Source organism: Demequina muriae, assembly GCF_030418295.1.
Classification (GTDB): domain Bacteria; phylum Actinomycetota; class Actinomycetes; order Actinomycetales; family Demequinaceae; genus Demequina; species Demequina muriae.
This window is the reverse complement of the sequence record NZ_JAUHQA010000001.1, coordinates 1,919,558-1,944,418: the sequence shown is the minus strand read 5'-3', so window position 1 is coordinate 1,944,418 and position 24,861 is coordinate 1,919,558. Positions and strand designations below refer to the sequence as shown.

Below are 24,861 nucleotides of genomic sequence, written 5' to 3'. Positions count from 1 at the left end.
CGGTGATCGCGCACGTGCGCCGTGCCCTCCGCGCGCGACGCTCAGCGCGACGCAGGCAGCGTCAACACCCCGTCCACGCGGCGGGGGATGCCGAGCGGATTGTCGTCACGCAGCGCCGCGGGGAGAGCCGATGACGGCACGTCCTGATAGGCCACGGGGCGCTGGAACCGGCGCACGGCGGTCGCGCCGACTGATGTGTGGATCGAGGTCGTCGCAGGATAGGGACCACCGTGCTGCTGAGACCAGGTGACCGCGACGCCAGTGGGCCAGCCATCGAACAGCACGCGTCCCACACGGGCGCTGAGGACGCTGACGAGCGGGGCCACGTCCTCGCCCGGCTCTGCATGGATGGTGCCCGTGAGCGCGCCATCGAGCCGGGTCAGGGCCGCTCTGACGCGCGCCTGGTCATCGCTTCGCACCAGCACGGTCACCGGGCCGAACACCTCGTCGAGAAGCCGTTCCGCGTGCTCTTCCAGCGTCGCGATGGACACCGCCACCACGCGCGGCTGTGGAACCCCGTCGACGACCGCAGACGTGCCCGCCACGTGCTCCACGCCGGGGATGCTCTCCAGTTCGGCGATGCCGTGCTCGAAGCTCGACAGGATCGAATCGTTGAGCATCGGCTGACCACTCGCGGCGACATGGTCCGGAAGCGCCCGCTCGAGCGACGAGCCCGTGGGGACGAACACCAGTCCCGGCTTGGTGCAGAACTGGCCCTGTCCCAGCGCGAACGACCCTGCCAAGCCTGCGGCCAGCGCCTCCCCTCGCGCACGGTCGGCTGCCGTCGTCACCACCACCGGGTTGATCGAGGCGAGCTCGCCATAGAACGGTATCGGCACGGGTCGGGCCGCGGCACGGTCGAACAGCGCTCTGCCGCCACCGAGCGAGCCCGTGAAGCTGGCTGCGGCGATCGCCGGATGCTCGACAAGTGCGATACCCGCCTGACGGCCCGTCACCAGGGTGAGGGTGCCCTCGGGCGCCCCCGCGCGGGTGAGCGCCTCCACCACGATCGACGCCGTCAGGGCGGAGAGCTCGGGATGGCCCGAGTGTCCCTTGACGACCACGGGACACCCCGCCGCGAGCGCAGAGGCAGTGTCGCCGCCCGCCACGGAGAACGCGAAGGGGAAGTTCGAGGCCGAGTACACCGCGACGGGGCCGAGCGGCCGCAGCAGCCGCCGCAGGTCGGGACGGGGTGGGGTGGCGTCCGCCACCGCGTGGTCGATCGTCGCCTCGAGGTAGGAGCCTTCGCGCAGGACGTCCGCGAACAGACGGAGCTGACCGGTGGTGCGCGCGACCTCCCCGCGGAGGCGCGCCTCTCCCAGGTGGGTCTCACGGTCGGCGACCGCGACGAGCTGCTCCACGTGGTGGTCGAGAGCGTCGGCGACTGCTGCGAGCCAACGCGCGCGCGTCACGTCGTCGGTCTCCGCGGTGACGTGGAACGCGTCGAGCGCCCGGCGGGCGATCCGGTCCACCTGGTCGTCAGTCGTGTCGATCATGAGATCTCCTCCTTGAACTCGAAACCCAGTCCTGCTCTGCGGCCCCCCGACACGCGGCCATCCGCGATCGTGACCCCCGTCGGCGCCTTGAGCGCCCCCGACTGCCAGAAGCCCGCGCCCTCGACGTCCTCCACCCACGTGCGCTCAGGAAGCGCGAACGCGAGCTGGGCCGAGATCTCAGGCAGCAGGTGAGGGGCGAGGGCTACGCCTGCATCACGAGCCAGCGCCGCGACGTCGAGGAACGGGGTGATCCCACCCACCCGGATCACATTCGGCTGGACGACGTCCACGGCGCCAGCCGCGATGAAGTCGCGGAAGCGGTGGAGGGTGTGCAGATTCTCGCCGAGTGCGATCGGCACCGACGTGCGGGCCTTGAGCGCGACGTGCCCCGCGAGGTCGTCTGCCCGCAGCGGCTCCTCGAGCCACGCGATGCCGACCTCCGCCATGGCATTCGCCGCGACCGCGGCCGTGTCGACATCCCAGCGCTGGTTCGCGTCCACCATCAACGAGCGCTCAGGGCCGATGACGTCGCGCACGGCGCGCAGGCGCTCGAGATCCTCGGCGAGCGTCGGTCGCCCCACCTTGACCTTGACTGCACCGAAGCCCGCCTCGACCCACCTTTTCGCCTGGGACACCAGTTCATGGAGGCTGTAGTGAAGGTTGACGCCGCTGCCGTACGCCGGCTGAGTGTCATGGCGACGGCCCAGCGCATCCGCGAGCGGCATCGACTCGCGGCGGCATCGCAGGTCCCACAGTGCGAGGTCCAGCCCGGCCAGGGCGATGGTGGTCACCCCGCCCCCGCCCGCCTCGTGCACGTGCTCCCATCCGTCGGTCCACGCGTCAGGCGACGCGGGGCGACCGACGGCGTGGGGCAGGACGTGGTCCTCGATCATCGCGAGGACGGCACGCGCGCCGATCGATGGAGTCCAGGCGAAGCCCTGCCCGGACGCGCCGTCGGAGTCCTGCACGTCGACGACGATCACACTGACCTCGCTGACGTCGGGACCCCAGGGCCGCGAAAGCGGCACGCGTAGGCGTCGGGCGCTGGCGTGGGCTACCGGGGCTGTCACGCGACCAGATCCCTCCCGCGCTCGAGGATGGCACGGAGCCGGTCGAGCTGATCACGGGAGGGATCCATCAGCGGAGGCCGCACGGACCCGACACGGTGACCCGCGAGGCGAAGGCCTGCCTTGATGAGCGACACGGCGAAGCCAGGCGTCTCGTCGCGCAGCTCGATCAGTGGCGTGTAGAAGCCGTCAAGCAGTCGCGCCTGTGCCTCGTCATCTCCCGATTCGAGAGCATGATGAAATGCCGTCGCCACGTCAGGCGCCATCGCGAAGGCGGCCGAGGAGTACAGGGGCACCCCGATGGCCCGGTAGGCGGCCTGGCTCGCCTCGGCCGTGAGGAGCCCGTTGAAGAACAGCGTGCCGTGACCTGCGGCACGCGCCTCGAGCACGAACTGCTGCGCGAGCGCCACATCTCCCACGCCATCCTTGAGCCCCACGACTTGCGGGTGCCGGAGGAGCCGCGCGGCCGACTCCCTCGTGAGCTGGGCATTCGCCCGGTGATAGACGATCGCCGGCAGCGCCGTGGCCGCCACGACCGCCTCGACATAGGCGACGACGCCTGTCTGGGGACCCTGCACGAGGTACGGAGGCATGATGAGCAAGGCATCCGCCCCCGCCCGCTCCGCGCCGCGCGCGACAGCGATGGCGTGGCCCAGAGGCCCGCCCGCGCCAGCCACCACCGGCACGCGACCAGCCACGGCTCGCACCGCTGTCTCCACCACGCCGTGGTGCTCCTCGAGCGAGAGCGCATGGAACTCGCCGGTGCCGCAGGCAGGAAACACGGCGCCCGCGCCGTGGCCGACGCCATCATGGATGAGCGTTGCCGCAAGGTCCAGGTCGACCTCACCCGAGTCGTCGAACGGGGTGACCGGGAAGAAGTAGACGCCCTCGCCAAAGGTCAGGTCAGGCATGGGAGTCCTGCCGTTCTGATTCGGTCCCGCGGGGCGGCTCGACGAGCTCGTCCCGCCAGGTGCGGGAGGCTCGCCAGCCCAGGTCGCGTTCCGCACGCGCGCTCGAGAACACCGGCCCACGGTCGCCGAGGGCACTCGACGCGGCGGCGGCCGAGGGGACGAGCCGCGCGAGCGCCTCTCCCACCGGTTCGCGCACCAGCGAATCCACGGCGCCCACGATGTACGTCGCACCATTGGGAGCATCGTCATGCGTCAGCCACGCCAGGACGAAGTCGGCGGCATCGCGAGCATCGACATAGTTGAACAGCGCGACTGCGGACAGCGCCGGGTCATCGAGCCGTTCGGTGACGGTATGTCCCTGCTGAGTCACTGCGCCGCTCCACTCCTCGGGAGAGATCACGTAGCACGGCCGGAACGCACCCGTGCGAAGCGTCTCTCCGTAGCGGCGGGCTGCCATCGCCATCATCGCCTCGAGCGTCGCCTTCGACAGCGCGTAGGCGTTCCATGGCGCCACCGGGTGATCCTCGTCGATCGGGAGATACGTCGGCTCCCACCCGCATGGTGCGCCATACCCCGTCACCGTGGGGCTCGACGCGACGAGCAGCCGCGGGCAGCCGCACGCGAGGACGGCGTCCAGCACCGACATGGCGAGGCCGGTGTTGATCGCGAGCAGTTCATGCTCGGGGGCGGAGAACGGGACGGCGATCGCCGCCAGATGGATCACCGCGTCTGGCTCAGCCTCTGCGAGAGCGGATGCCGTGGCCTCCCGGTCGGCGAGGTCAACCGCGACGGAGCGCGCAGGAAGCGCAGGATCGATATCGCGGTCGAGCACGACCACGGCGTGCCCGGCGTGCGCCAGCCCGCGGACGACCGAGCGTCCGAGCCGGCCCGACCCTCCCGTCACGACGACCTTCACGAGGGGTCCCCCGTCAACGATGCCGCTCCGCGGCCGAGGTCGACGTCCGCGATGCGCACCGCGCGGTCTCCTTCGAGCGATCGGTTCCCTGCGAGGCCGACGGCCATGCTGCGCACGCCGTCGTTCCATGTGGAGGCTCTGCCCAATGGATCCTCGTCGCCGCCGACGAAGACGTCACGCAACAGCTGCGCATCGCCGCCGCCGTGACCACCTTCGCCCTCCGGGATGGGGACCTCCTCCGCGGGCTCGAAGTGCCGCTGCACCACGAGCCGTTCGCCGATCGGTCGGGTGCGCTCGGAGATCACGCCATCGGGGTGCATGCTGGGGTCGACCGTGACGGACCCGTCGTCCCGGACGAGCACCGCACCTCTCTCGACCACGGTCAGCTCGGCGCGACCGGCGGTGCCGTTGACGGCGACGGCGTAGCCCTCCCACGGTGCATGGGCATTGAGGCTGTACGACATGGAGGCGCCGCGCGCGTAGTCCACCACCAGGGACAGGTTGTCCTCGATCGTGATGCCAGCATCGAAGACGTCGCGATCACGCAGGTAGCCGTCGTGAGCCTCCTGATCGAAGTACAGCCCCTTCAGTTCCCGGTCGCGGCGCAGGTCGAGGCTGAACGCGTCGCGCAGATCAGAGTCGACGGAGCCACGCTCGGGTCTCGGGCCCAGACCCCGATGAGCCGCATTGTCCGCTCCGTAGAAGCGCAGTCCTCCTGAGGCGAACACGCGCACCGGCACGTCGGCCAGCCACCAGTTGACCAGGTCGAAGTGATGAGAGGACTTGTGGACCAAGAGGCCGCCCGAGTTCGACTTGTCACGGTGCCAGCGCCGGAAGTAGTCCGCACCATGGGCCGTATCGAGGACCCATTCGAAGTGGACCGAGGTGACATCCCCGATGGCTCCTGAGGCCACGACTTCCTTCAGCGCCGCGTTGCGAGGCGAGTAGCGATAGTTGAAGGTCACGGTGACCTGTCGACCCGTCGACTCGACCGCCTGGGCGATGCGTCGCACCCCCTCCTCCGAGACCGTGAGCGGTTTCTCGACGACGACGTCGGCGCCTGCCTCGAGAGCGGTGGCGATGATCTCCGCGTGGGTGAAGTCGGGCGACGTGACGATCACCCGATCGACGTTCGCGTTCACGATCGCCGCCGCCAGTCCTTCCGGCGCGAACCGTACCGGCTCGCCGAGCGCCTCGCGGCCCTCCTGCCGGAGCGACCAGTCGAGTCGACCTGGATTGGTGTCGGTCCACGCGACGAGCTCGGCGACGTCGGCGTGCGGGCCGGCGATCGCATCGAGGAACATCTGAGCGCGCGAGCCGGCGCCCACGAGGGCGTACCTGGTGCGTGTAGTCATGCGAAGGAGACCCCTTACTTGAGTCCGGTGGTGGCGAAGCCTTTGATGAGGTACCGCTGGCCGACGAGGAACACGACGAACAGGGGCAGCAACGACACGACGGACATCGCGAACATCGAGCCGAAGTCGGAGCTCGACTGGACGTCGAGGAACCCCTTGAGCGCGACCGAGACGGGGAATGTCTCGGGTAGTCGGAGGTAGATCAGTGGCCCGAAGAAGTCCGACCACGTCCAGATGAACGTGAAGATGGCCGTGGTGGCCAACGCCGGGATCATCAGCGGCAGCGTGACCTGGATGAAGGTGCGCAGATGCCCAGCGCCGTCGATGCGCGCGGCCTCGAAGATCTCCCGTGGAAGCGCACGGATGAACTGCACCATCAGGAAGATGAAGAATGCGTCCACTGCCAGGAACTTGGGCACGATGAGTGGGAGGAAGGTATTCAGCCAGCCCAGTTCCTTGAAGATCGTGAACTGCGGAATGAGCGTCACCTGGAACGGCAGCATGATCGTCATCAGCATCAGCGCGAACAGCAGGTTGCGGAAGCGGAACCGCAGCCGGGCGAACGCATATGCGGCGAGCGAGCAGGACAGCAGGTTCCCGATGATCGAGGCGGCCGAGATGATCGTGGAGTTCAGCAGGAAGACGCTGAACGGGTGCTGCAGGTCGTTCCACCCGTTGATGTAGTTCTCGACCGTGAGGTCAGTGGTGAAGATGCTGAGGTCCCGGAAGATGTCCGCATTCGGCTTGAAGCTCGAGATCACGAGCCACACCAAGGGGTAGATCATAATCGCCGAGAACAGGACGAGCGACGCGTGCTTCGCGAACGACGTCACTCGCTCTCGGGGCGTGCGCGTGCGGACAGGACGGTCGATGTCAGTCGTCATAGAACACCCAATACTTCGAGAGCCAGAAGTTGATCAGAGTGAACGCCGCGATCACGATCACCAGGAACCAGGCCATCGCGGAGGCGAGGCCCATGTCGTACTCGAGGAAGCCGACGCGATAGAGGAACAGCGTGTAGAACATCGTCGAATCAGCCGGGCCGCCGGTGCCTCCCGAGACCACATAGGCCTGGGTGAAATTCTGGAAGGCGAAGATGATCTGCAGCACCAGGTTGAAGAAGATGATCGGCGTCAGGAGCGGCAGGGTGATGGAGTAGAACCGCCTCACCGGACCCGCACCGTCCACCTCGGCCGCTTCGTAGTAGAGAGCAGGAATCTGACGCAGACCGGCAAGGAAGATCACCATCGGTGAGCCGAACGTCCAGATGTGCAGCACGATGATCGTGCTCAGCGCATAGTCCGGGTGCCCGATCCACCCGGGCCCGTCGATGCCGAACCAGGCCAGGAACCCGTTGACGAGCCCCTCCTTGCCGAACACCTGACGCCACAGGATCGCGATCGCGACCGACCCGCCAAGCAGACTCGGCAGGTAGAAGATCGACCGGTAGATCGAGAGCCCGCGCAGACCCTTGTCGAGCGCCAGCGCCAGCAGGAGCGCCAAGACCAGCTGCAGCGGCACAGAGATCAGCACGTACGTCAAGGTGACCCTGACGGAGTTCCAGAAGTCCGGGTCGCTGAACATCTCTGCGTAGTTGCCGAGTCCGATCCAGTCCGGCGGATTGTCGATCGGAGACTGCAGCAGGTTGTAGTCCGTGAACGACAGATAGAGCGACGCCACCATCGGTCCCGCGGTGAAGGCGATCAGGCCCAGCAGCCACGGAGCGAGGAACAGGTATGCCGCGCGATTGTCCGGGGCCTTGTGCTTGACCCGCGCTCCGCTCCCACGCGCCGTGCGCGCCATGGTGCGGAGTTCGTCAAGACTGCTCACGCCAACCTCCTTGTCGACTGTGTGCTCCCGGCCATTCACGGTCGAGAAAGCGGTTTCACGCTGTGTGCTGGCATCATGGCACGAGCCGCGGCGGGACGTCAAACCTGACCCGCGCATCGGCCACTATGGTGTCACCAGACGATGAAGTGAGGAGGCTCGCGTGACTCGAGAACGGCATGCGACCACCATCGCCGAGGTCGCCAGGCACGCCGACGTGTCGCCGGCGACGGTGTCCCGCGTGATGAACGGGAGGTTCTTTGGCGACCCGGCCGTGGCCGAGAGGGTGCGCGCCTCTGCCGTGGCGCTCGCCTATATGCCGAACCACACCGCTCGCAGCCTGGCCCTGGGCCAGACGCAGGCCGTGGCGTTCGTCGTCCCCGACCTCTCCAACCCCGCGTTCCAGGCCGTACTGACCGGCCTGAGCAAGACCGCCGGCAAGGAGGGGTACCGCGTCCTGGTCGCCGATTCCGCCGAGTCGCCGAGCGATGAGCCGCTGCTGGCGACGGAGATCAGGCGACGGTGCGACGCGATCGTGCTGTGTGCTCCGCGCATGCCGCACGACGAGCTGGTGGCCCTCAGCGAGTCGTTGCGCCCCTTGGTGCTGATCAACCGTGCCGTCCCCGAGATCGACACCCCGACGCTCTCGATCGACTACCGCAGCGGGATCCGCGACCTCGCCCAGCACGTCTACGACCTGGGCCACCGACACCTGGTCTACCTCGAGGGTCCGCCCCAGAGCGCCTCGAACGCCCACCGACTGCGCGGGCTCGATGACTTCGCTGCGGCGGTGCCCGGCGTCCGGGTCGATCGAGTCCGTGCCGGCGTGACGTCGGACGACGGCTTCGCGGCCAGGACCGCCGTCCGCGACTCGGGCGCCACGGCGGCCCTCGCCTTCAACGACCTGGTTGCGGTGGGACTGCTGAACGGGCTGATCGACCTGGGAGTCCGGGTGCCCGACGACGTGTCGGTCACCGGATTCGACGACATTCCCTTCGCCCGCTTCACTGCCCCATCGCTGACCACCGCTTCAGTCGGGCATGCCGAACTCGGCGTCGAGGCATGGGCCCGGATGAGCGCGCTGCTGGCTGGCGACGTACCCGGCGACAACGTGGTCTACGCACCCCGCGTCGAGGTGCGAGCATCGACCGGACCCGCAATTCGGTAACGATTCAATCACTCCGTTGACAGCGTTTTCGACCGATGGTACGTTCCGAGAAAGCGGTTTCTCAGAGGCGAGAGCGCGTCTGATGAATCGTTCTTCCCCGGGGGCGACGTCCTCGGGGCCATGGCACCACAACCGGTGGGATACCACCGACGAGGAGAAGAGGCGCAATGACGCGTACACCCCGTTTCCCGGCGCGGAAGGGCGCGGCGGCCACCGCCGCTCTCGCCACCGCGCTCGTCCTCACGGCCTGCTCTGCGGACTCCGACCCGGAGAGCTCCGGCAGCACTGACGACAACGGCTCCACCGACGAGGCGATCACGCTGGAGATGTCCTGGTGGGGCGACGATGCTCGCGCAGCGTTGTTCGATGAAGTGATCACGATGTTCGAGGCGGAGCACCCGAACATCTCGGTGACCCAGACTCCCGTCGGAAGCCCCGACGACCTGTTCAACCGACTCGCGACGGACTTCGGCACCGGCGGCGAGACCGCGCCGGACGTGTTCGCGCTGGGCGGGGCCAAGCCGCAGGAGTATGGCGCGGCTGGCGCACTGCTCGACATCGGCACCGTCGCCGACATCGTGCAGGCAGACCAGTATCCGGACTTCTCCACGACGAGCGCCGTTGTGGACGGCACGCTGTATGGCCTGCCCACCGGCGGCAACGCGACCGCTGCGTTCATCAACGAGGACATCTTCGCCGAGGCCGGCGTGGACCTCCCGGACGAGTCATGGACCTGGGACGACGTGATCGAGGCATCGAACGCCATCGGCAGCGCCGGCCTCACGAACGAGGCCGGCGAGCCCGTGTACGGCCTCGACCTGCGAGTGCAGGACATCATCGGCACCTACGCGGCCCAGGAGACGGAGCTCGGCATCTACGACTGGGAGGGCCAGCTCGCTGTCGAAGCGGATGACATCGCCAGCTGGTACGAGATCGAGCTCGAGATGCTCGACGGCGGCGGACTCCCGGACCCGAGCATCATCACCGCGGGGTGGGCGCTGCCCCCGGACCAGCAGCTGTACACGCTGGGCCAGGCAGGAATCACGTTCGGATACTCGAACCTCGTGGGCACCTATGAGATGGGTGGCACCACGACGGTGCTGACGCCCCCGACGAACACCGACCAGACTGGCGTGGCCCTGCTGCCGTCGTCCTTCTGGTCGATCAACGCAGCGACCGCACACCCGGAAGAGGCGGCCATGCTGGTCGACTGGTTCCTGAACGAGCCCGCCGCTGCTGAGCTCATCCTCGACACTCGCGGCGTGCCCTTCAACCCGGACACAGCCGAGGTCGTGGCACCGCTGCTCGAGGGACCGAGCCAGGTGGCCGCCGAGTATGTGCAGTCCGTGCTCGACTCCGGCACCGTCGCACCGCCTCAGCCTGATGGCGGCGCGAACATGAACAAGTACACCCAGGACGCCGAGGCAGCGGTCCTGTTCGGCGACGCCACTCCGCAGGAGGCGGCGCAGATCTGGATCGAGCAGCTGTCGGGCGACTTGAACTGAGTCACCGGCTCAACCCACCTCAGCGGCGGGCGGTCCCCTGTCGGGGCCGCCCGTCGCTGTCGTCCACCAGGATGGAACCATGAACTCGCTTGATGACGCCCGCTCACGACTGCATGCCGCATCGGCCGCCGCGCGCGCAGGTCTCAGCACCGACCACCCGCTCAGCTCAGGGCTGCTCGAGGCTGGCGTGCGCTTTTCCTCCGTGGGCGGCACTCTCGAAGCGCGATGGGACCAGGCACTCCGCGAGCTCGCGCAATGTATCAGCCCGTTCGCCGGAGGTGCGTCAGTCGTCAGCGAAGGGGGCGTGTATCACGGCGCATGGATCGAGAGCACGGGCACGGCGAGCACCGAGGTGCTGACTCGGTTCGCCCCCGAGGTCTCCGAGGCGACCCACCGACTGTTCGCCACCCATATGCGCGACGACGGCCTCATGCCGTACAAGGTCACGTCCGACGGCCCAGGGTTCAGTCAGATCCAGATCGTGTCGCCGCTCGCGCGCGCCGTATGGAACCACCACCGGCTCTGCGGCGGAGCCCCCGACCATCTGCGGACCATGTACGAGGCGATGGCACGGATGGATGCGTGGCTCGCCCGCCACCGCGACACGCGCGGCACCGGCGGCGTCGAGGCCTTCTGCACCTTCGACACCGGCCATGATCTGTCGCCCCGCTTCTGGGGAGTCGCAGATCGGTGCGTTGACGGTGACGCGACGCGCTGGGACGACTCGGACCCCCTGCTCCCGCTCGTGGCGCCCGACCTCACCGCCAACGTCGCGTGCCAGCGGTCCTACCTCGCTCTCATCGCCGAGGAGCTCGGGGAGGACGGGGAGCCCTGGCGCGAGCGCGCCCGGACGAGCGAGGCGAGCCTGTGGCGCGAGTGCTTCGACGAGGAGGACGAGTTCTTCTACGACATGGAGGCGACTGGCACCCGCCGACGGCTGCAGTCGGACGTGCTGCTGCGGGTGCTCGCTTGCGAGATCGGCGACGGCGCCATGGTCTCGCGCGCGCTCGAGCGCTACCTGATGAACCGCACCAAGTTCCTGGCGGGCTACGGCCTCACCTCGATCGCACTGGACGATCCCCGGTTCGACCGCGACTTCTCCCGGAACTCGTGGGGCGGGCCGACGAATGCTCTCACCATGCTTCGCACCCCTGCCGCCTTCGAGCATCAGGGTCGTGTGGCAGAGCTCGGCATGCTGAGCACACCGATGATCGAGGCCCTCGCCGCCGCGGACCGCTTCCCGCAGTGCTTCGACCCGTGGAGCGGCGACGCGGGCTTCACCGAGGTCTACTCACCCGCGATCCTGTGGTTCCTCGATGCGATCGAGCGCCACTGCGGAATCCTCCCCCAGCCCGACGGCGAGCTCTGGTGCAGCGCGCTCGCGCCGACCCGCATGGGCCACGGCACGGCGGCCGATGCGGTCGCGTACGCCCGCACGCATGCGGGGGTCGCGTACGAGTTGGCGATGGACGACCACGTCGCTCAGTTGTGGCGCGACGGCGACCTCTGGCTGACCTTCCCCCGCGGCTGGCGCATCGTCCTCGACGCAGCAGGCGACCTCGACACGGTCGTGGGCCTGTCCCCCGCACCCGTGTCGGGCGACCTCACGATCGGACCGGACGTGCTGTCGCTCACGCTCGCTGGCAATGACCGCGTCGCGGTGCACGGAGGAACGCGCGGGGGCCGCACGAGCATCGGCGTGATCACGCCGCGCTCGTAGCGGCCCCGCCGCCCGGAGTCATGCGGTCAGGTGGCTGCGCAGCACGTCTGACAGACCCGAGCGCTCGACGGTCTCGTCGAAGCGGAAGCTGGCCGCGAGTGCCCGCGCCTGTGCGGGGTCCACCCCTGCGAAGCGATCACCGAACTGCTCGGCGAGCGGCTCCGCGAGCAGGATGTGGCGCACCAGCGTCGCGATGTGCGGCTGGCGACCCCAGGGCCACGGCGCGAAGTCAGGGAACTCCGCGTCGAAGGCCGCGTCGATGGGGTCGAGGATGTCCCGCACCCCCACATCGGAGCCGCCCCATGAGTCGACTCCCAGTCGCTTCTTGCGCTCGACCAGGTCCGCGATCAACTCCACATACGGGCTGTCGGGGCGCGCGCACACCAGCCCCTGAAGCCCGATGTCCTTGTAGGTCCAGAGCGCCCAGCTGGCGCCGTGATCGCGGTAGATCTCAAGCTGGTCGCGCAGCAACTGGTATCGCCACGAGTCCTGAGAGCGATCGTCGGAATACACCGGACCGAACTCGCCGATCCAGATCGGAGTGCCCGTGCGGCGCATATATTCGGTGCGGCGCAGGAACGTCTGTTCCACGACGCCACGGTCAAAGTGCTCTCCCCTGGTGACGCCTGGATAGGCGGTCGCGCTTGTGATGCCCGGGAGCGCGTAGTCGTGTGCGGTGTAGACCGTGTTGGGCAGCGGCTCGGCGCGACCGTCGAGGAACGAGAAGTCGGTCGAGTACTTGTTGCCATCCAGAAACAGCACGTGGCGATTGTCGATCGCCCGGATCGCCTTCTCGAGCCGCTCGTAGAACACCGGCAGGACGGCGCCAGTCGGGTCCGACGGCTCGTTCATCGGGTTGTACCCGGCGACTTCGGGCCGGTCCTTGAAGTGCTCCGCGAGCGCCTCCCAGAGGTGCACCACGCGATCCTGGAAATGCCGATGCGTCCAGAAGTCGGCGATGTGGGTGGGGTTATCCGAGTGCCAGTGCTGGTTCTGCCGTCCCGGCAACGCGTGCAGGTCGAGGATCGAGTAGATGCCGTGACGAGCGAGCAGGGTGACCACACGATCGAGCTGAGCGAAGCCGCTCTGCTTGAGCTCGAACGGAGCGGCGTCGTCCTCGAAGTGGCGGTAGTTGAAGGGGATGCGCACGGAATTGATGCCGAGTGAGGCGAGGTGAGCCGCGTCCGCCTCGTCGAAGAACGCGACCAGGAACTCGTCGAAGAACGCGTCGTACGCCTCGCGCCCCATACGGTCGAGCATGACGCGGCGGATGTTCTCCTCATTGCCTGGGTAGCCGGTGATGAAGTTCTCCATGTTCATCCAGCCCCCCAGCCCCACGCCGGACAACGTGACCGTCGTGCCTGACTCGTCCACGAGCCTCGTGCCGTCGACGCGGATCCAATCCAGTGCCATGGTGATTCCTCTCATTCCAGTTCCAGTGTCGCGGGGCGCGGCACTCCTCGTACGTTCTGCGTCGGCCAGTCGGGGTCCACCGTCAGCACCTGCGTTCCGTCGCGGTCCACGATCACGGTGTCCTCGGCCTTCGCGCCTTGCACCCAGGGGTTCCAGGCGAATGCCTGGCCCGCGTGCACCACGGCAGTCTCGCCTGGCATCACCTTGGGGTCTCGGCCCACATACCCCGTGGGTCCGCCCTGGTGATGGGCCAGCCACGCATCGGCCCCGAGACCGTGGCGCTGGTAGGCGATGGCGATGTCGGACAGCACCTCTCCCAGCGGACGTCCAGGTCGCGTGGCGGCCCACGCATCGGCCTCCACCTCGCGCAGCGCCGACTCCCCCGCGTGTGCGGCCGCGCCCAGCGACACGACCCGCGTGAGATTGGCGATCATGCCGTGTCGGCGCGCTCCGACTGCGATGACGACACGGCGGCCGATGCGCGCAGTGGTGGGCAGGGGATGCTGTACTCCGGTGCGGGTCTCCCCACCGACGAGCACCACGATGGGATCCGCACCCAGACGAGCCACCTCGGCGACGAGGCGGGCCGCGACATCGCGCTCGCTGTCGTGGCGTGCCACCGCTCGCGCGACCGCCCCGACGCGGGCCGCGGCCTCGGCGCAGAACTGTGCATAGCGACGCCGCTCGACGGGAAGGAGTGACGCGCGCGCGGCGCGCATCACCCCCGGCACCTCGGTGTCACGCAGCGCTCCCGCCTCGAACGGCGCCACATCGTCGTGCCACGGGACCGAACGGATGTCGACGGCGTCGAGTTCCTCGTGACGCATACGCTGCGCCTCGTTCGCGAGTGCGGTGACGGTGAGGTCGCCGTCCAGGCTGACCCTGGCCGACACCACAGGCGGCCCCGAGTACGGCACTGTCACGCGCGCGCCATCGAGCAGCCACGCGAGGTTCTCCGGTGACGTCACCGTCATCGCGGTCGCACCGTGCGCGTGGAGGGTCGCCTGAATGCGGGCGATCTTGGCGGGCCGATCCGTCGGCGAGGTCATGGCACGGGGGTCCTTCCGTCGTACTGCCAGAACTGAGGGCGCGCCACGCGCACGGCACCGACCACCGCCACGATCAGCACGGCGCCGAGCAGCGGGGGCCACCACAGCAGCGCCGCCGCGGCGAGGAACCCCGCGTACACGTCGCCCGACCTCGGCCCCGCTGTCAGCACCAGCGTGAACATGCCTTGGAGGCGGCCGCGCACCTCGTCCGGCGTCGCGGACTGCATCATCGTGGTGCGGAAGATGCTTGCGATGTTCTCGGCAACGCCCGCGAGGACGAGCGCCGCGGCCACTGCCGCAAGGGCGGCCACGTTCATCCGTCCGTCAGCGGGTGCGCCGCCACGGAGTTCGAGCACCAGCAGCAGCGCGCCGAAGATGGCCACCGCCGCCGCGAACCCGACGGTGGCACGCGCGATGCCACGGCCGTGCGCGTGCATGCCCCCGAGGCGACCGGACACGAGACCGCTGAGGATGACGCCCACGGCGGCCGATGCGGTGAGCAGACCCACCGTGAGTGGACCGCCGCCGATCAGGACCGCGCCGACCGCCGGCAGGATCGCGTAGGGACGACCGAACGTCAGGGTCGCGATCTGGAGGACGAAGGCGGCGCGCAGATTGGCGGCGCCACGAAGGAACCGGGCTCCCTCACGCAGGGACGTGAGGCCCACGCGCGTCGCACGCTCCGGAGCGATCGGGGGGAGGGAGACGACTCCCCAGAAGCCCACCATGAAGAGTGCGACGTCGATGGTGTACGTCCATGCGAAGCCGAAGGCCGCCACGAGCAGGCCCGCCAGAGCCGGACCGACCGCGGTCTGCAGTCCAGCGCTCACGCCGCTGAGAGCCGCCACAGCCGGCAGCTGGTCGCGGCGCACCAGCCGCGGATGGATCGCGAACCGCGCCGCTCCGACGAGCGACCCCACGGTGGAGGACAGGGTGGTGAAGACGTAGTACGGCCACAGGACTTCCACGTGCGTCCACGCGAGCGCTGCTATGCCCACCGGGGCGATGAAGGAGATGAACGACGCGGCCAGCAGCACCCGCCTGCGATCGAACGCGTCGACGATGCTGCCGCCGACGATCCCCATGATCGCCATCGGCGCGAGGGCGAAGCCTCCCACCAGTGCGACGGCGGCGGTCGAGCCGCTGAGTTCATAGACATGGATGGCGATGGCGACAGCAGTGAGCTGATGACCGATGCCACTCGCGACTCCACTCACCCAGAAGCGCCGGAACGCCGGAGATTCGCGGAGCGGGGAGGTGTCGAGGAGCCAGCCGCGGGAGGGCGCACGACGCTCGATGACGGGCACGGCCTTGCTCCCTCCAGCGTCGGTGGACTCAGCGGCAGTTTAGGGGAGAAACCGCTTTCACGCGACCAGCGCAGACGTCAAGCATCTCCCGCGAATCGAGAAGACGCCCTCGTCGATCGACCGCCATGAGAAGGTGATCGGAGACCGACGCCCAGGTGGCGAGGCGCACTGCGAGTGAGGGCCCAGCGGTCACCGCAGGACTCTCACGGGCGGTGGCGAGGTCGCCGAATGCGGGGATACTACTCACCGGCGCGCGAGCACCAGGAATCGGCGAATCGTCCATGCGGACTGCGGAATCACCCATGGCCCGGCTGTCCGCGGCGACGTAGTTTCGAAGCAGGAGCCAACTGACGGGAGACCCCGCCCACCGGCCCCGACACGACAAGCGCAAAGGAGCACATATGTCATCCCCCACGTCCCCGCGTCGCCGAGTAGGCGCCGCTGCGGCATCTGTACTTTCCCTGAGCCTCATGCTCACGGCGTGCAGCAGCGCCGATGACGACGACACCAGTCCAGACTCGAGCGCCGACGGGACGGAGGGCTCGAGCGGCGAGGTCGTCGAGCTGACCTTCCAGTCCTGGGTTCCGAACATCGACCAGGCCGTCGATGCCTTCAACGCCGCACACGACGACGTCAACGTCACGCTGGAGACCGTCACTGCGGGTCCCGACGGCGGCTACGCCACGATGCAGTCGGCCGTCCAGGCCGGCAACCCGGCCGACGTCGCCCAGGTGGGCTATGACGCCATTCCTGACTTCCTCATCAACGACGCCCTCGAAGACATCACCGACTACGTGGGCGACTCTGCCGACGTGTTCGCCGACTGGCAATGGCAGACCGGGGTCTTCGGGGATCGCGTCTACGCGGTGCCTCAGGCGTCTGGCCCCCTCGGCCAGTTCTATCGCAAGGACATCTTCGACGAACTGGGCCTCGCGTACCCCGAGACCTGGGACGACTACTACGAGGCCGCCAAGGCCATCCGTGAGTCCGACTCCGACCGCTACATCGCGGCCTTCGCGTTCAACCAGGCACCGTGGATGATCGGTCTTGCGGAACAGGCCGGAGCGAGTTGGTTCTCGATCGAGGGCGAAGCCTGGAACGTCGACATCGACAGCGCCGAGACGGCGAAGATGGCGGACTTCTGGCAACGACTCATCGACGAGGACCTGGTGAAGATCGTCGCCGACTTCTCGAATGAGTGGAACGCAGACATCCAGAACGGCGACATCGTCACCTGGATCTCGGGCTCGTGGGCGGACGCCATTCTGCGGGGCACGGCGCCCGACACGGCCGGGTCCTGGGCCGTCGGGGCCATGCCGCAGTGGGACGCTGGCGAGTCGGTGTCCGCCACGTGGGGTGGAGGCTCCGCGAGCGTGGTCCTCAAGGGGTCAGAGAACCCCGAGGAGGCGGCGGAGTTCGCCCTCTGGCTCAACTCTGACCCCGAGAGCGTGAGCATCCTCACCAGCGTGGGCGCGGGCTGGCCGGCCATCGCGGATACTTCCCAGATCGAGTCGCTGCAGGAAGACCCAGAGGTCTTCGACTTCTACGGCGGGCAGGACATCTGGGACGTGTTCGCGGAGTCAGACGCCAACGTCGACACGTCGTGGACGTGGCCGCCGCTCTCGTCGACCCTGTTCTCGTCGCTGACGGACAACGTCAAGGCGGCCGTGGACGCCGGTGAGCCGATCGCCGACGCCTACGCCCAGACCGAGACGGACATGGTGGACGCGCTCGAGCAGCGCGGCATCTCAGTCAACGAGTGACGCCCGTGGGTGGGAGGCGTGGTCAACCGCCTCCCACCCACGCAGGTATCGAGAGACGAGTGACAGTGACGACAATGAGGCAGCAGAGCCGCACTCGCGCAGCCCGCTGGATATTCATCACCCCCTTCATGGTGATGTTCGGGCTGTTCTTCGCAGCTCCGATCGTCTACGCGATCGTGCAGAGCATCTTCGCGGAGAAGGGTTCGGCGCTCGGCTTCGGGCCGCCAGAGACGGTGTTCGTCTGGTTCGACAACTACAGCCGGGCCATGAGCGACGAGGCATTCCGCGAGAGCCTCGTGCGCTTGGTCCAGTTCGCGGCGATCCTCGTGCCGCTGATGGTCGTGACGTCCTTGACTCTCGCCCTTCTCCTCGACTCAGGCCGCGCACTGTGGCCGCGATTCTTCCGCGTCTTGTACTTCGCTCCCTACGGGATCCCCGGCGTGGTCGCGACGCTGCTGTGGGGATTCCTGTACATCCCCGCCACGAGCCCTGTTCTCGAGATGCTGTCCACGATCGGCATCGAGATCGAGCCGCTCTCCAGCGGCGGCGTGCTGTTCGCCATCGCGAACATCGCGCTCTGGGTCTTCGCCGGCTACAACATGATCATCCTGCTGTCCGCGCTCGATGCCGTTCCAGCCGAACTCTACGAAGCCGCTCGGATGGACGGGGCGTCTGCGTGGGGTCTCATCTGGCACATCAAACTGCCACTCGTGCGATCCTCCATCATTCTCGTGACGGTCTTCACGATCATCGGGACGCTGCAGCTGTTCGTCGAGCCCCTGGTGCTCCTCCCGCTGACCACGGCGATCGACTCCAACTTCACGCCCAATCTCGCGGCCTACAACCAAGCGTTCGCACTCGGCAACCCCAACCTCGCCGCAGCCATGGCCGTCATCGTGGCGCTGCTCGGCATGGTGTTCTCGTTCGGGTTCCTGCGAGCCGTCAACCGTAAGGGGAACCGCGCATGGTGACGCAGAAACGTCGCTCGAAGCCCGCCGTGAGCACGGTCGCGGTCAGCATCGTCCTCGGAGTCGCGGCCATCTACTTCGTGATCCCCCTGGTATGGGTCGCGATCGCAGCCACCAAGTCCACCGGGGACGTCTTCGGCTCGTTCGGGCTCTGGTTCTCGGACTCGCCGCAGGCCTGGGACAACCTCCGTCAGCTGTTCGCTCAGGACGGCGGTGTGTACGCGCAGTGGCTCGGGAACTCGCTCCTCTACTCCGGTGTCGGCGCGTTCGTCGCGATGATCATCTCCGCCATGTGCGGGTATGCCATCGCCAAGTACTCCTTCCGCGGCAGAGAAGCGCTCTTCTCCGTGATCCTCGGAGGCGTCCTCGTTCCCGCCACGGTCATCGCGCTGCCGCTGTACTTCTTGCTCAACAACGTGAACCTGACGGGCACCTACTGGTCGGTGTTGCTTCCCAGCATGGTGAGTCCCTTCGGCGTCTACCTGGCACGCATCCACGCCAATGCGAGCGTTCCAGACGAGGTCATCGAGGCCGCGCGTCTGGACGGCGCTGGTGAGGTCCGCATCTTCGCCTCCATCGCGGCCCGCATCATGGTGCCCGCGCTCGTGACGATCTTCCTCTTCCAGTTCGTGACGATCTGGAACAACTACCTGCTGCCGCTGGTGATGCTCAATGAGACGGCAACGTTCCCCGTGACGCTCGGCCTGACGCTGTGGAACTCGCAGACCCAGCGCGACCCGATGTTCTACGAACTCGTGATCGGGGGCTCGGCCGTCTCGGCCATCGTGCTCGTCGCTCTGATGGTGGGGCTTCAGCGCTTCTGGCGAGCCGACCTCACCGCAGGCTCCACTAAGGGCTGATCAGCCCTTGCGGGTGGCACGGTACTGCGACGGGCTCAGCCCATGCACCTGACGGAACTGGCGGGAGAAGTAGAACGGATCCTCCATTCCCACGGCCTTGGCGATCTCACCCACCGGCAACTCGGTCGTATCCAACAGTTCGCGGGCCCGCGCCATCTTCAGCGACCGGTGGTAGGCGAGGACCCCACCACCCGTGACCTCCCGCACGAGCGTCGACAGATGCGAAGGCGAGATCCCGACGAGCGCCGCAAGCTCCGGAACCGTGACGCGCCCATCGATGCGCTCCGCGAGGTAGCGCAAGGCCCGCTCGACAGGAGTGCCGTCCTCCGAGACCACGCGATCCACCGCCAACTGGCTCCACATTCGCCAGGCGATGCCGGCCGTTGCCACCAGTGACGCAGGAGTGAGTCGCCGCTCGATCGCGACGGCGATCTCATCCAGGTGAGCAGTGACGCGGTCCACTGCTCGCAGTGGAAAGGTCAACCGGCGCGGTCCGGCGCCCAGTTCGCCGAGGAAATCGGGGATGTCGCTTCCCCGCATGTGGCACCACCAGATCGTCCATGGATCATCCTCGCTCGCGCCGTACGCGTGAGGCACGTGAGGAGGAATCACGATCGCGGTCGCCGCTCCGACGCCCGACCGGCGCCCTTCGGATTCGACCCACCCCCTGCCCGAAACGCAGACGATCACGATGGTCTCCGGGACGCCCTGCGCCCGGCGCCGGGCGTGGTCGGTCGCCCGCGGAAAGTAGCCCGCATCGGTCACCACCATGCGCCGCGTGATCGGCTGCGACAACGCCTCGACGACCATGGGTCGCGGCACGACCATCAGACGCTGATGCTCGAAGCCCTCCCTCTTCTCCATGGTCGCATCCTAAGGCCCACGTGCTCCATCAAATCGTCTAGGTCTTTCGAAGGAACGCCCATGGTCGCGCTCCGGCAATCGCCGTAGTTTCGTCCTGTGACCCGCAATGACGCCGTCCCCAGCACCCTCGTACTCCCGCCCGCTCCGGCCGACCAGGAGGCCATACTCGCCGACGGTGGAGTGGCCTGTTGGAGCGAGCCCGTCACGATCGACACATACGCGCCTGGGGCACCCGATCCGTACCCCTTGTTCCTCGAGCGTCGCGTCTACCAGGGGTCGAGCGGGCGCGTCTACCCCATGCCGATCGTCGACTCCATCGACCACGAGAAGGCTCCCCGAGAGTGGCAGGCCGTGCACCTCGAGAACGCCTATGTGCGCCTGCTGCTCCTGCCAGAGATCGGCGGCAGGATCCACATCGGGTACGACAAGGTCGCAGGCTACGACTTCTTCTACCGCAACAACGTCATCAAGCCCGCTCTCGTGGGGCTCGCGGGGCCATGGATCTCCGGCGGAGTCGAGTTCAACTGGCCCCAACACCACCGGCCCGGGACGTTCTTGCCCGTCGATTGGCGCATCGAGCGGGAGGACGACGGCTCCGTCGTCGTGTGGCACAGCGACCTCGACCCCCTGCAAAGGATGCGCGCACAGCACGGCGTCCGGCTGCGACCCGGCTCATCGCTGGTCGAGGCCGAGGTGCATGCGCATAACCGCCGCGACACGGTTCAGACGTTCCTGTGGTGGGCGAACGTCGCCGCCCGCGTGCATGACCAGTACCAGTCGTTCTTCCCCGACGACGTCCGGTACGTCGCCGACCACGCACGACGAGCCATCACCTCGTTCCCTGCCGCCGACCGCCCCTACTACGGCGTCGACTATCCGGCGCTGGCGGCCTCCCGCGTCGACGCCGACCGCATCGACTACTACGCAAACCTCCCCGTGCCCACCTCATACATGATCACCGACACGGCGCACGCGTTCTTCGGAGGCTACGACCACGCGGCTGACGCGGGGTTCGTGCATTGGGCAGATCCTTCGATCGCGCCGGGAAAGAAGCAATGGACGTGGGGAGACGGGGCCATCGGGCGCGCGTGGGACGCTCAGCTGACCGACGACGACGGGCCATACGTCGAGCTCATGGCCGGCGTCTATACCGACAACCAGCCCGACTTCGCCTGGCTCGCACCCGGCGAGACCAAGTCCTTCAGCCAGTACTGGTATCCGATCCACCGGATCGGTCCCGCGCGCCAGGCAACGCCCGATGCCGCAGTCTCCGTCACCGTCGACGACACGACGGCCAGGGTCGCGGTGATCACCACATCCGCGCGACCGGAGTGTCTCGTCACCGTCGTCGCCGACGGAACCGAAGTGGCCAGGTGGACGGCGACCATCGGCCCTGACCGACCCTTCCGCGCCGAGGTCTCGATCGATGCCGGCGCTGCCTTGGCCGTTCGCGTCGCTGCGGGAGATCACCTGCTCGTGCAATGGGACGCCCAGGATGCGACGGTCGACGAGCCGTGGGTGGCAGAGGCGCCGCCGCTGCCAGCAGAGATCGACTCCAACGACGAACTCATCGTGACCGCGACCCATCTTGAGCAGTACCGGCATCCGTCTCGGGCGGCGGAGCCGTACCTGAGCGAGGCACTGAACCGCGATGCCGCAGATACGCGCGCCCACACCCATATCGGCGCCATTCGGCTCGAGCAGGGACGATACGTGGAAGCGATTCACCATTTGGAGCGTGCTGTGGCACGTCTACAGAAACGCAACCTCAACACTCGCGACGGAGAGCCGCACTATCTGCTCGGCTTGGCGCTGGAGCGTGCCGGTCGGGACGACGAAGCCGATGCCGCCTTCGCGCGCGCTGCATGGCTGTCCGCCTGGCGGGCGCCATCATCCTTGGCGCGTGCCCGGATCGCGCTCCGCACAGGGCGCCCCTCCGATGCAGCCACGATGGCGCAAGCCGCGGCCCATGTTCCGGAGGCACGTCGCCTCATCGTGCTCGCTCAGCGTGCGCTCGGTCTCCGTGAGACTGCGGATGCCAGTCTCACGCGGTTGCTCGACGAGGACCCGCTGGACCCCGTGACCCGCGCGCTTGCGCGCCGCCCAGCAGGCACGGACCCACGCGCACGGCTCGACGCCGCCGCCGAACTCGCTCGCGCAGGGGGTTGGGACGAGGCGCTGGCCGCTACCGAAGCCTCCGAGCCAGCAGAACCCCGCGCGTTCGGCAATCCCGAGCCCATGCGCCTCTACCTCCGCGCTTCGTGGTGGGAGCGCATCGGCCGCCCCGCCAGCGCGCAGGCCGATCGTGCCGCGGCGGCCGCCGCCGACCACTCGCTGGCCTTCCCGGCGGGACTCGACCAGCACGACGCTCTGGTCGCCGCGATCACAGCAGACCCCACAGATGCGCGCGCGCTCTCGCTGCTCGGGATGTGGCTGATCGATGCGGGCAGGGCTGCGGACGCCGTGCGCATTCTCCGAAGTGCAATCGCCAACGGGCCCGATGACGCCGTCACGCTCCGCAATCTCGCTGTGGCACTCATGCGCTCCGACGGCGACCCCGTGGAGGCCGACGCGCTACTCGAGCGTGCGCTGAAGGCCTCGCCCATCGCACGCCTCGTCCTCGAACGCGACGCCCTGGCGCGAGCCCGCGGGCTCGCGCCGCGCCATAGGCTCGACCTCATGGAGCCTCACCGACGGCTCGTCGAGGAACGCGACGACCTCGCCCTGGTCTACGTCGAGCTGCTACTCGACGATGGCCGTGAGCAGGAGGCGTGGCAGATCGTCTCGACGCGGCGGTTCCGACCGTTCGAGGGCGGCGAGGGCCGGCTCATCGACGCATTCGATCGCGCACTGTGCGCGCGAGCTCGACAGCTCAGCGAGACGGACGTGGACGCGGCGATCGCCCTCCTCGACGACGGCTTCACGGTGCCACAGACGCTCGGCGAGGGACGCCACCCGCAGACGCGCCCCACCGAACGCCTGGTGCTCTTGGGAGACCTGCGGGCACGCGCCGGCGATGAGGACGGAGCACGTGCGGCGTGGGAGGCGGCCCGCGCATCGGACCCCTTCGCCGTCGATCCGACCCCCGCGTCCGAGCGTGACTTCTGGCGTGGCGTCGCTCACCTGCGTGGGAACGACCCTGCGTCCGCCGATGGCGTCTGGCGGGCGCTCGAGGAACGGGCCGATGCGCTCGACGCAGCAGGGGACGCTCCAGACTACTTCGCGACGTCGCTCCCGGAGCTTCTCGTGTTCGATACCGACACTGCACCACATCGTGCCCTGCACGTGGCACAGTTGCGCGCGCTCGCCGAACGCGGGCGCCGAAGGGAGGAATGACCGTGTCGCACACGTATCCGACTGCCGCGGGCGTACCTGACCACCTGCCCACACGCCTCGCCATCACGTTGTGGGACTTCTCCTGGTACACGCGGTGCGGCCAAGGGGAGCCGTATGAGGACATCGACGCCGCCGTCGCGGACGCCGCGAGCCTCGGCTACAACGCGATCCGCATCTGCGCCGCACCGATGCTGATGTTCGGTGGTCTCGGCGTCGAGGACCTCGCGCGGGACCTCCGGATCGAAGGCCTGGGGCGCGCGAACACCGGCGGCTACTACGGCCAGCGGACGCGATGGTACGACGCGCCGGGCGGATATTCGATCAACCTCTATGAGCGGCTCGAGGCACTCTTCGCGGCCGCTCGTCGTCACGGAATGGTGATCATGCTCGCCAGCTGGGAGTACCAGCAGGCGACGGCATTCGCCGCCTCCTCACGGTGGTGGGAGGCGATCGACTCGGTCCCGCTCGAGAAGCGGCCCCGCGCGCTCGCGACCGCGTGGGATGGGCTGATCCGCTGGCTCGACGCACGAGGCCACCGCGACCGCATCGCCATGGTCGAGCTTCATAACGAGGTGGACTTCTCGATGCTCCCCCCCATGGAGAACATGGCAGACGCTCTGACGGAGTTGAGAGCGCACCACTCCGACCTGGTGGTCACGGCCAGCTACGGCAAGCCACCCCACCTCGAGATGTACAGGCTGCCTGAGTCAATGGGCGCGATCCAGTGCCACGTGTACAGCTATGGCGTTCTCGACGCTCTCCAGGACGAACTGGACATCCGAGGGACAGGAATGGAGAACTATCCCGGTGACGCGCTGGCCGCGATGCTGGTGAAGGACTCCCCCAGCCCTCAGGCGTACGGCGCCCCGATCGCCTGGAAGATGAACGCGACGGTCGTGACCGATCGCATGATCTACGGCTACGACTGGCTCGACGCCGATGCGTGGGACACGTGGCTCTACTCGCACTACGGGGAGTACCGGGCGATGATGATCCGCGAGATCACCTCGCGCACCAAGGCGATCGCGCGCGCAGCGCACTGGCGGGGCGTACCGGCGGTGATCGGCGAAGGCTGGGTGGGCTACACGCCCCTCCATGGCACGTTCGAAGAAGGGCCGGGCGGCAGGGCACTCGTGGAAGCTGGCGTGGAGACCGCTCTCGCGGAGGGAGCCTGGGGAATGGTGCTGTGCTCGAACGCTGCACCGCATCACCCCATGTGGGAGCAGCGCGCCTGGCAGATCCGACTCAACGCCAAGATCCGCGCTCAGTCCTGAGAGCCTGACGGACGGGGACTGCACACGCGTGGTGAAATCCCACCCTCGCCCTCGTTGACAGC

The 24,861-nt window shown here is 68.0% G+C and carries 19 protein-coding genes; 8 read left to right on the top strand and 11 right to left on the bottom strand.

The features are described from left to right. Positions 1–41: 41 nt before the first annotated feature. Genes QQX02_RS09120 through QQX02_RS09090 form a run of 7 tightly spaced genes read right to left on the bottom strand, consistent with a single transcriptional unit; the run spans position 42 to position 7,575 of the window. Complete coding sequence (locus QQX02_RS09120) at positions 42–1,493, bottom strand: aldehyde dehydrogenase (NADP(+)) (protein WP_436968528.1); 1,452 nt, start codon at positions 1,491–1,493, stop codon at positions 42–44. Further along, positions 1,493–2,524: a mandelate racemase/muconate lactonizing enzyme family protein gene (locus QQX02_RS09115; protein ID WP_367304244.1), complete on the bottom strand. Its 1,032-nt coding sequence runs from the start codon at positions 2,522–2,524 to the stop codon at positions 1,493–1,495. The genes QQX02_RS09120 and QQX02_RS09115 overlap by 1 nt, the downstream gene beginning before the upstream one ends. Before the next feature lie 38 nt (positions 2,525–2,562). Further along, complete coding sequence (locus tag QQX02_RS09110) at positions 2,563–3,474, bottom strand: 5-dehydro-4-deoxyglucarate dehydratase (RefSeq protein WP_436968506.1); 912 nt, start codon at positions 3,472–3,474, stop codon at positions 2,563–2,565. Beyond that, the gene (locus QQX02_RS09105) at positions 3,467–4,390 is read right to left on the bottom strand and encodes an NAD-dependent epimerase/dehydratase family protein (RefSeq protein WP_301142590.1); all 924 of its coding nucleotides are present in this window, start codon (positions 4,388–4,390) and stop codon (positions 3,467–3,469) included. The genes QQX02_RS09110 and QQX02_RS09105 overlap by 8 nt, the downstream gene beginning before the upstream one ends. Then, positions 4,387–5,745: a Gfo/Idh/MocA family protein gene (locus QQX02_RS09100; RefSeq protein ID WP_301142589.1), complete on the bottom strand. Its 1,359-nt coding sequence runs from the start codon at positions 5,743–5,745 to the stop codon at positions 4,387–4,389. The genes QQX02_RS09105 and QQX02_RS09100 overlap by 4 nt, the downstream gene beginning before the upstream one ends. 14 nt (positions 5,746–5,759) lie before the next feature. Further along, a complete protein-coding gene (locus QQX02_RS09095) occupies positions 5,760–6,629 on the bottom strand; it encodes a carbohydrate ABC transporter permease (protein ID WP_301142588.1) in 870 nt (289 codons plus the stop codon). Next, positions 6,619–7,575: a carbohydrate ABC transporter permease gene (locus QQX02_RS09090; RefSeq protein ID WP_301142586.1), complete on the bottom strand. Its 957-nt coding sequence runs from the start codon at positions 7,573–7,575 to the stop codon at positions 6,619–6,621. The genes QQX02_RS09095 and QQX02_RS09090 overlap by 11 nt, the downstream gene beginning before the upstream one ends. Before the next feature lie 160 nt (positions 7,576–7,735). On the opposite strand from QQX02_RS09090, the gene QQX02_RS09085 reads away from it, so the two are divergent. The 3 genes from QQX02_RS09085 to QQX02_RS09075 all read left to right on the top strand — a co-directional run bounded on the left by QQX02_RS09085 (position 7,736) and on the right by QQX02_RS09075 (position 11,965). Continuing rightward, positions 7,736–8,740, top strand: a complete 1,005-nt coding sequence (locus QQX02_RS09085) for a LacI family DNA-binding transcriptional regulator (protein ID WP_301142585.1) — start codon at positions 7,736–7,738, stop codon at positions 8,738–8,740. 167 nt (positions 8,741–8,907) lie between these two features. Next, complete coding sequence (locus QQX02_RS09080) at positions 8,908–10,245, top strand: ABC transporter substrate-binding protein (protein ID WP_301142584.1); 1,338 nt, start codon at positions 8,908–8,910, stop codon at positions 10,243–10,245. Positions 10,246–10,324: 79 nt separating this feature from the next. Beyond that, positions 10,325–11,965, top strand: a complete 1,641-nt coding sequence (locus tag QQX02_RS09075; protein WP_301142583.1) for an MGH1-like glycoside hydrolase domain-containing protein — start codon at positions 10,325–10,327, stop codon at positions 11,963–11,965. Between the two features lie 18 nt (positions 11,966–11,983). Here the strand turns inward: QQX02_RS09075 and QQX02_RS09070 are convergent, their stop codons facing one another. Genes QQX02_RS09070 through QQX02_RS09060 form a run of 3 tightly spaced genes read right to left on the bottom strand, consistent with a single transcriptional unit; the run spans position 11,984 to position 15,734 of the window. Continuing rightward, positions 11,984–13,378 (bottom strand): glycoside hydrolase family 5 protein, encoded by a 1,395-nt coding sequence (locus tag QQX02_RS09070; RefSeq protein WP_301142582.1) that lies wholly within the window; start codon positions 13,376–13,378, stop codon positions 11,984–11,986. A gap of 11 nt (positions 13,379–13,389) precedes the next feature. Beyond that, entirely contained in the window at positions 13,390–14,427 is a 1,038-nt protein-coding gene (locus QQX02_RS09065) for a M24 family metallopeptidase (protein WP_301142581.1), read from the bottom strand. Then, complete coding sequence (locus QQX02_RS09060) at positions 14,424–15,734, bottom strand: MFS transporter (RefSeq protein WP_301142580.1); 1,311 nt, start codon at positions 15,732–15,734, stop codon at positions 14,424–14,426. The genes QQX02_RS09065 and QQX02_RS09060 overlap by 4 nt, the downstream gene beginning before the upstream one ends. Before the next feature lie 470 nt (positions 15,735–16,204). Between QQX02_RS09060 and QQX02_RS09055 the strand changes: the two genes are divergently transcribed. The 3 genes from QQX02_RS09055 (at position 16,205) to QQX02_RS09045 (ending at position 19,325) form a co-directional block, all read left to right on the top strand. Further along, a complete protein-coding gene (locus tag QQX02_RS09055) occupies positions 16,205–17,497 on the top strand; it encodes an ABC transporter substrate-binding protein (RefSeq protein WP_301142579.1) in 1,293 nt (430 codons plus the stop codon). A 74-nt stretch (positions 17,498–17,571) separates the two neighbouring features. After that, complete coding sequence (locus QQX02_RS09050) at positions 17,572–18,468, top strand: carbohydrate ABC transporter permease (protein WP_301142577.1); 897 nt, start codon at positions 17,572–17,574, stop codon at positions 18,466–18,468. Next, complete coding sequence (locus tag QQX02_RS09045; protein WP_301142575.1) at positions 18,462–19,325, top strand: carbohydrate ABC transporter permease; 864 nt, start codon at positions 18,462–18,464, stop codon at positions 19,323–19,325. The genes QQX02_RS09050 and QQX02_RS09045 overlap by 7 nt, the downstream gene beginning before the upstream one ends. On the opposite strand, the gene QQX02_RS09040 is transcribed toward QQX02_RS09045, so the two are convergent. Next, positions 19,326–20,189, bottom strand: a complete 864-nt coding sequence (locus QQX02_RS09040; RefSeq protein WP_301142573.1) for an AraC family transcriptional regulator — start codon at positions 20,187–20,189, stop codon at positions 19,326–19,328. A gap of 96 nt (positions 20,190–20,285) precedes the next feature. On the opposite strand from QQX02_RS09040, the gene QQX02_RS09035 reads away from it, so the two are divergent. Together QQX02_RS09035 and QQX02_RS09030 are read left to right on the top strand one after the other, a co-directional pair. After that, positions 20,286–23,525, top strand: a complete 3,240-nt coding sequence (locus QQX02_RS09035) for a DUF5107 domain-containing protein (RefSeq protein ID WP_301142572.1) — start codon at positions 20,286–20,288, stop codon at positions 23,523–23,525. Then, complete coding sequence (locus QQX02_RS09030; RefSeq protein WP_301142571.1) at positions 23,522–24,799, top strand: cellulase-like family protein; 1,278 nt, start codon at positions 23,522–23,524, stop codon at positions 24,797–24,799. The genes QQX02_RS09035 and QQX02_RS09030 overlap by 4 nt, the downstream gene beginning before the upstream one ends. Positions 24,800–24,861: the final 62 nt, after the last annotated feature.